We start from the raw sequence: 7,914 nt of genomic DNA on the forward strand, positions 1-7,914 counted from the left end.
CGCACCGGCGAAGTCCTCAAGGTGGAGATGGACCCGCTGGGCGCACACGAGATCGCCAAGCGCTCGCGAGGCACACCACGCGTCGCCAACCGGCTGCTGCGTCGCGTGCGCGATTACGCGCAGGTGTGCGCCAACGGACGCATCACGCTCGAGGTCGCGCAGGCCGCGCTCGAGTTGAACAACGTCGACCACTTCGGCCTCGACGACATGGATGCCCGGCTGCTCAAAGCGATCATCGAGAAGTTCGATGGGGGACCGGTTGGGCTCAGTACGATCGCGGCCGCGATCGGTGAGGATGCCGGCACGATCGAAGAAGTCTACGAGCCGTTCCTGGTCCAGCATGGATTCCTGCAGCGGACGTCGCGTGGACGCGTGGCCACAGCGCATGCCTATCGCCACCTGGGCTACGTTCCTCCCGTAGGCGCCTTCGAACACCCCACGCTGTTCTAAGCGCGACACCATGCCACCCATGCCCACCCGCGTAGCGCGTGCCACGCGGATTGCCCTCGTCGTGCTGCTGCCGGCGTTCCTCGGCGCGCGCACGGTGGCGGCACAACCTGTCGTATCAGGCGCGGCTCCGCGTTCCGCCGCGCAGCTCGCGGACTCCCTGGCCGCCAACGGCGATACCGCCCGCGCCGTCGCACTCCTCGATTCCGCCGTGCGCCGAAACACGCGTGACGCCGCGGCGTGGCATCGGCTCGGCCTGCTGCAGTGGAATCAGGCCCGCAGCGCGCGCAATCCGAACTTCATGAAGGATCAGAAAAAGATCCGCCTGCTGATCGCTGCCGACACCGCGCTGCGCCTGGCCACCAAGCTCGCGCCGGATAGCGCACGCTACTGGCTCAGCCTCAGCCGCTTCAACATTCAGTCGGGTGTGTCCACCATGCGCTTCGCGTCGACCGGGCAGGCGCGCGATGGCATGTCGGCCGCCGAGCGCTCGGGAGAGACGCTGTTGCTCGCCGAGGCCGCCGACATGGCCGGCATGGCCGCGTGGCGCAGCTACGACGCGATCGCGAACCGGGGGCTGCCCAGCGGCATGTCGAAGGTGCAGCTGGACAACAACAACAACTGGAATCGCAAGAACGCGCGCGACTACGTGAATTCGATCGCCACCAAGATCGAACCGCCCACGGGCGACAACGACCACGCGACGGCACTCGGATGCTTCTCGCGGGCGGTGGCCGCCGACTCGTCCAATCTGCGCTACAGCCGTCACCTGTATATGGCGTATGCGGAGCGCAAGAAGTGGCAGGATCTGGCCACGGTGGCCGCGCGGCGCGCGAGTCAGTTTCCTCTCGACTTTCAGGCACAGCTGGCGCTGGGGCTCGCCTATCACCGTCTCGCCAACGAGGAGGAGGCAACGCGGGCCTTCGACAGCGCGTTCGTGCTGATGGACGAGACCGAGGCCACCCGCCTCAGGAACCTGTCCCGCATTCTTCGCCCGCGGGCGTCGAAGGAGATGAAGGGACAGGTGGGCGATTCGGCCAGCTGGGCCACCCTGCCGTCGGCCCAGCGTGACGGACTCGAAGCGATGTTCTGGATGATGAGCGATCCGCTGGCGCTCACGCAGGAGAACGAATTCCGGCTCGAGTTTCTCGCCCGGGTCGTGTTCGCCGACTTCCGCTGGACGATCGACGAGATGGACCTGCGCGGCGCCGACACCGATCGTGGCGACATCTACGTGCGGTACGGACCGCCGGATTTCGAGATGACGCTACCGGGGAGCACGACCGACAGCCGTACGCGGCTGGACGGCGGGGTGACGCTGGTGTGGGATTACAACAGCAAGCTGACGTTCTTCTTCGACCTGCAGCCCGGTTTCGCGACCGGACGGGTGTCGATGTTCGATCGCAACTACGTGGAACAGCTGCGCGACGCCGTACCGGTTTCGTTCGCCAACGTCCCCGCGTCGCGCCTGCTCGACACGATCCCCATGCGCATCACCCGATTCCGCTCCGGCGCGGATTCGAGCGACGCGGTCATCGCGGCCCGGGTCCCGATCGACTCGCTGATCCGGGCCAACGCGCTCGATCGCGTACCCGTGGACATCGATCTGCGCATCTTCGATCAGTTCGTGAAGGTCCGCGGCATGGAATCCGACCAGCTGATCTTCGCGCGGGACAGCAGCACGGCACCGCTCGATCGGGCATGGACGCGACGGGTGGGCCCCGGCATCAACGTGGTGCGCGTCGAGGCGTTCCAGGGCGACAGTAAGCGTGGTGCCCGGGCGATGACGCGCCTCGATCCCACGACGAACGTCGGCTTCGGCATGAGCGACGTACTGCTCGGCAGCAAACCGGAATCACGTGACGGCGTTACGATGCCGTCACGGTGGCGCGACGTGGCGATCACCCCCAGCGTCGGCAGCTTCGCGCGTAACAGCGCCATCGGTCTGCTCTGGGAGATGTACGACCTCGTTCCACGGGATGGCATGACGAAGTATCGCGTGGCGATTACGGTGGAGCGTGAAGATCGTATGGGCGCGGTGGGCTTTGCCGTGCGCGTGCTCGACAACGTCGGACGGGCCGTGGGTCGCTCGCAGCAGTCTCGTGATCGATTCACCATCGCGTTCGAGCGGCAGGGTGGTGCTGTCCCGGTGCAGGTGGAGTACTTGTCGCTCGACATGACACAGGCGCCGCCGGGCGGCTATCGCCTGCGGGTTGAAGTGACCGACCTCGCGAACCAGAAGAAAACGGCGCGCAACACCGTCTTCATGGTGCGCTGAGGGATAAAATCGGGCCGAACCGTTGCGTTGCCGCGCCGATTCGGTTGTCTTTCTGCCCTTCCATGACCGCAATGCCTGACTCCGTCGACGTGTTGCCCCACAAGGGCAGCCGCACGTCCGATTATGACTACGCCCTCCCCGAGGAGCGCATCGCGCAGCGTCCCGTCGAGCCGCGCGATGCGAGCCGTTTGCTCGTGGTCGACCGGCGCGACGGAAGTCTGTCGCATCGCACCTTCCGCGACGTCGCCGAGCTGATCCCCGCCGGTGACGCGATCGTGGTGAACACCACCAAGGTGTTCCGCGCGCGTCTGCTGGGGCATCGCGAAAGCGGCGGTCCGGCCGAGATTCTGCTGCTGCGCCCGATCGATGGTGACCACTACGAAGCGATGATCCACCCCGGCGGCAAACTGCGGCCCGGGCGCGTGGTCACGATCGCTCCCGACTTCCGCGTGGAAATCGTGGACACCACGCCGCGTCGCACACGCATCGTGCGGCTCCATACAAACGGTGACGTGGCCGGCACGATCGAGAAGTACGGGCATGTCCCGCTGCCACCGTACATCGAGCGCGCTGACGAAGCGGGCGACAGCGCCCGCTACCAGACGGTGTACGCCGACACGGTCGGTTCGGTCGCGGCCCCTACGGCCGGTCTGCATTTCACCCCGGATCTGCTCGACACGCTGCGCGCGCGCGGCGTGGAGACCGCGAACGTGCTGCTGCACGTCGGCGCCGGCACGTTCCGCCCCGTGAGCGACGACGATCCATCGCAGCATGTGATGCACGAGGAATGGTGTGAAGTCACGAGCGACACGGCGCAGCAGCTGAACGCGGTGCGCGCCCGCGGCAATCGGGTGTGGGCGATCGGCACAACCAGCGTGCGCACGCTCGAAACGGCGACCGATGCGCATGGCGTGCTCCACCCGTTCCGCGGCGAGACAAACATCTTCATCCGTCCGCCCATCGCGATCCGCGGCCTCGACCGGCTGATCACGAACTTCCACTTGCCGAAGTCCACGCTCATCATGCTCGTCGCCGCGTTCGCGGGCTACGATCTCACGATGCAGGCCTACCGGACCGCCGTGGCCGAGAACTACCGGTTCTATTCGTACGGCGACGCGATGTGCATCCTGTAAGTCCGGCGCCTCGTTCCGTCGATCGCTGGTGAGTTTGGAGTGGCGCGTTCGAGTTTCGGGTGCTGGGTGTGTGCGACCCACGACTCGACACCCAGACTCGCGACTCGAAACGCACGTGAGTGCCAGTAGATTCCACTCGTGACTTTCTCCTTCAAACTCGACTCCACCGACGGCCACGCCCGGGCCGGCGAATTCACGACGCCGCATGGCGTGATGAACACGCCGCAGTTCATGCCCGTGGGTACGCTGGCGTCGGTGAAATCGCTCGACCCCGAGGATCTGCAGCGCCTCGGCGCCACGATGATCCTGGCCAATGCGTATCACCTGCGCCTGCGGCCCGGCGACGACATGATCCGCACCATGGGCGGTTTGCATCGCTTCATGCACTGGGATGGTCCGATCCTCACCGATTCCGGTGGGTTTCAGGTGTTCTCCCTGGAAGGACTGCGCACCATCAACGAGCAGGGCGTGGAGTTCCGCAGCCACCTCGATGGATCGCTGCAGCAGTTCACTCCCGAATCCGTCATGCGGATCGAGCGGAACCTCGGCGCCGACGTGATCATGCAGTTCGACCACGTGGTCCCCGGGCAGACCGAGGCCGGGCTGGCGCGGGAAGCCATGGAGCGGAGTATCCGCTGGCTGGAGCGGTGCCGGGTGGAGTTCGACCGGCTGCAGCGGGACGATCCCGACGCCCCGACCCCCGTGCAGGCGCTCTTTCCCATCGTGCAGGGCGGCATTCACGCCGATCTGCGGCGGGAATCGGCCACCGCCATCCGGAATGCGGCCGACTGGGTCGGATTGGGGATCGGTGGACTCTCCGTGGGCGAGGCCAAGCCCGACATGTACGCCATGCTCGACGTGGTGAACGACGTGCTCCCGACCGACCGCCCCCGGTATCTCATGGGCGTCGGCTTCCCCGAGGACCTGGTGGAGGGGGTGGCCCGCGGGGTCGACCTGTTCGACTGCGTCGCCCCCACGCGAATGGGGCGGACCGGGGCCTTCTTTACGACGACCGGGCGGCGCAGCATCAAGAACGCCGCGTGGCGCCTCGACCCGGGGCCGCTGGACGACGAGTGCGGCTGTTCGGCCTGCCGCCGCTTCTCCAAGGCCTACATCCGCCACCTGTTCGTGTCGGAAGAGATCCTCGGACTGCGCCTCCTGAGCCTCCACAATGTACATTTCCTTGTTGCGCTGATGCGCGACGCACGCGCCGCTGTTCAGGCCGGCACGTTCCAGGGCTGGAGCCGTGACTGGCTCGCCCGCTATCACTCACGATCGACGCCTTCATGAGCTTCTCCGTCCTTGCCAGCTTGGCTGCCCTGCAGGTGGGTGGCAGCAGTCAGATCGCCTCCATGATTTTCATGTACGGCGCGATCTTCGCCATCTTCTACTTCGTGCTTATCCGCCCGCAGCAGCGGCAGCGGAACGCGCACAACGAACTGGTCAAGGCCCTCAAGAAGGGCGACGAGATCGTCACCGCCGGCGGACTCGTGGGCGAAGTCCTGCATATCAATCCAGTCAACAAAGATGGTGCGGCAAGCATGGAAGACCGCATCACGATCAAGACGGGCGAATCGAAGGTGATCGTCGAGCGTGGACGCATTGCGCGCGTCGGCGCCTCCACCCCGGCGGCCTGAGGTTTCCGTGTCGTTGCTCGATATTCACGTCCTGGGCTCGCCGATCCTCCGCCAGGAGACGGAACGCGTCGAGCAGATCACGCCGGAGTTGCGGCGGCTCGTGGACGACATGTTCGACACGATGGACAAGGCGAAAGGCATCGGGCTCGCCGCACCGCAGGTGGGGCGACGCGAGCGGCTGGCGGTGGTCGAGGTCGATGACACGCGCTACGTCGTCATCAACCCCGAGATCATCCTGAAGGAAGGCTCGGTGCGCGGGGAAGAAGGCTGTCTCTCCATCCCCGAGGTGTACGCCGATGTCGACCGTTTCTCCCGCGTCATCGTGCGTGCGCAGGACATCGACGGTGTGTTCTACGAAATCGAAGGTACCGACCTGCTGGGACGGTGCCTGCAGCACGAGATCGATCACCTGCACGGACGCCTGTTCACCGACCGGCTCAGCCTCCTCAAGCGTCGCGCCGCGATGCGGGAGTGGGAGTACGAGAAAGCGAAGTACCCGAAGCTCCTGCGCGTGCTCCCCGTCGGCGATCTGCCGCCGGAGCGCGACGCCACGTCACCCGACCCGACGACATAACCGGAGACCGCCCCACCCGTGCGCATTCTCTTCTGGGGCACTCCCGAGTTCGCCGTTCCGCCGCTTCGCGCGCTGATAGGCGAAGGACACGACGTGGTCGGCATCGTCACGCAGCCGGATAAGCCGCGCGGCCGTTCGCGCACGCAGCTCGACCCGTCGCCGGTCAAGCGGGTCGCGCTCGAAGAAGGCATTCCCGTGCTGCAGCCGTTGAAGCCGCGCGGCGACGAATTTCTCGAGGCCATGCGCGCGCTCGCGCCCGATGTGTCGGTGGTCGTCGCCTACGGGTGCATCCTGCCCAAGGCGGTGATCGACCTGCCGCCGCTCGGCACGCTCAACATTCACGGCTCCATTCTCCCCGCACTTCGCGGCGCCGCGCCCATTCAGGCGGCCATTCTCGACGGCATGACCGAAACGGGGATCACGATCATGCAGATGGTGCCCGCGCTCGATGCCGGCGACATGTTGCACGTGCTGCGCACCCCGATCGAATCAGACGAGACCTACGGCGAGTTGCACGACCGCCTCTCGGAACTCGGCGCGCTCGCCATCGTGCAGGCGCTGGCCATGATCGACGCCCAGATCGTGCAGCCGATCGCGCAGGACGACGCACAGTCGACCTACGCCTCGAAGATCGATCGCGACATGGCGCGCCTCGACTTCACCTGGTCGGCGGAGCGCGTCTCGCGCGTCACACGCGCCTTCGATCCGCGGCCGGGCGCGTTCGCCAGCCTTCGCGGGGTGGAAACGAAGCTGTTCAGCGCGCGCGTGGTGGGCGATGGCACCAACGACGAGCTCGACGAACCCACGCTGGCGAGCCCGCCGGGCACCGTACGCTCCGCCGACGACCACGGGTTGCTGGTCCGCTGCGGCGAAGGGGCCGTCCGATTCCTCGATGTCCAACCCAGCGGTAAACCACGCATGACCGCGGCGTCGCTGGCGCGCGGACGCGGTGTGTCGGTGGGCGATCTGCTCGAGCCCGCGTGAGCACCCAATGATGGCCGTCGTGAAGAAGTCGCCGCACCACCTGCTCGGCGTGACCGACTCGCGCGCGGCCGCTGCCATGGTGCTGGCCGACCTGCGCAACGGCGCGATGCTCGACGCCGCCTTCGAACGGTACGTCGTGCCGCTCGATGCGCGCGATCGCCGCTGGGTGCAGGAGCTGCTCTGGGGCATGCTCCGTACGCGCAACCGACTCGATGCCATCCTCGCCGAGCGTGTGCGCGGTGGCATCGCCAAGATCGACATCGATGTGGCCGACCTGCTGCGCCTGGGAGCGTATCAGCTGCTTGGTATGGGCAGCGTGCCAGCCTACGCGGCCATCGGTCAGACCGTCGAACTCACGAAGCGTCGACATGGCATCGGTGCCAGCAAGTTGGTCAACGCCGTGCTGCGTCGCATCGATCGCGAGCGCGACACGATCGAGCCGCCGGTACCGGCCGAGCCGCTGGAAGCGCTCGCGCAGCAGTACTCGCATCCGCGCTGGGTGATTGCGCGTTGGGTCGATCGCTGGGGTATGGACGACACGCAGCGTCTGCTGACCGTGAACAACGAGCCCGCGTCGATCACGGTGCGCCCGTACGGCGTGGATCGAGCGCAGCTCGACGAGATGCTCACCGGAGCCGGTGTGACCACACACGACGTACCGCTCGTGACCGATTCCATCCGGCTCGGCCCCGGCGTGGCACTCACCGAGCTTGGCGCATTCAAGCAGGGGGCGTTCTTCGTGCAGGATCCGGCGGCGACGCTGGTGGCCACCTACGCGCACGTGCCCGAAGGTGGCGTGGTGGTCGACCTCTGCGCCGCCCCCGGCGGCAAGGCACTCGAGCTCTCGCGTCGCGCCCGGCT

Annotated in this window: 8 protein-coding genes; all 8 read left to right on the forward strand. The window is 66.7% G+C overall.

Annotation, left to right across the window (positions count from 1 at the left end; translation table 11 throughout):
* Positions 1 to 450: Holliday junction DNA helicase RuvB C-terminal domain-containing protein (locus ACIRA7_RS13205; protein ID WP_396221310.1), on the forward strand; the 450-nt coding region annotated here is incomplete at its 5' end.
* Positions 451 to 469: 19 nt separating this feature from the next.
* Positions 470 to 2,725 carry a GWxTD domain-containing protein gene (locus ACIRA7_RS13210; RefSeq protein ID WP_396221311.1) on the forward strand — a complete coding sequence of 752 codons (2,256 nt, stop codon included), beginning with the start codon at positions 470 to 472 and terminating at the stop codon, positions 2,723 to 2,725.
* A 62-nt stretch (positions 2,726 to 2,787) separates the two neighbouring features.
* Positions 2,788 to 3,858, forward strand: a complete 1,071-nt coding sequence (gene queA, locus ACIRA7_RS13215; protein ID WP_396221312.1) for a tRNA preQ1(34) S-adenosylmethionine ribosyltransferase-isomerase QueA — start codon at positions 2,788 to 2,790, stop codon at positions 3,856 to 3,858.
* 138 nt (positions 3,859 to 3,996) lie between these two features.
* Complete coding sequence (gene tgt / locus ACIRA7_RS13220; RefSeq protein WP_396221313.1) at positions 3,997 to 5,148, forward strand: tRNA guanosine(34) transglycosylase Tgt; 1,152 nt, start codon at positions 3,997 to 3,999, stop codon at positions 5,146 to 5,148.
* Positions 5,145 to 5,495 carry a preprotein translocase subunit YajC gene (gene yajC / locus ACIRA7_RS13225; protein WP_396221314.1) on the forward strand — a complete coding sequence of 117 codons (351 nt, stop codon included), beginning with the start codon at positions 5,145 to 5,147 and terminating at the stop codon, positions 5,493 to 5,495. Before tgt ends, yajC begins: the two co-directional genes overlap by 4 nt.
* 7 nt (positions 5,496 to 5,502) lie before the next feature.
* On the forward strand, positions 5,503 to 6,069 hold the full coding sequence (def, locus tag ACIRA7_RS13230; protein ID WP_396221315.1) for a peptide deformylase: 567 nt from the start codon (positions 5,503 to 5,505) through the stop codon (positions 6,067 to 6,069).
* An 18-nt stretch (positions 6,070 to 6,087) separates the two neighbouring features.
* Positions 6,088 to 7,053: a methionyl-tRNA formyltransferase gene (gene fmt, locus ACIRA7_RS13235; protein ID WP_396221316.1), complete on the forward strand. Its 966-nt coding sequence runs from the start codon at positions 6,088 to 6,090 to the stop codon at positions 7,051 to 7,053.
* A 7-nt stretch (positions 7,054 to 7,060) separates the two neighbouring features.
* On the forward strand, positions 7,061 to 7,914 hold an 854-nt coding region (locus ACIRA7_RS13240), incomplete at its 3' end, for a transcription antitermination factor NusB (RefSeq protein WP_396221317.1).

This window comes from Gemmatimonas sp., assembly GCF_044376735.1.
Taxonomy (GTDB): Bacteria; Gemmatimonadota; Gemmatimonadetes; order Gemmatimonadales; family Gemmatimonadaceae; genus Gemmatimonas.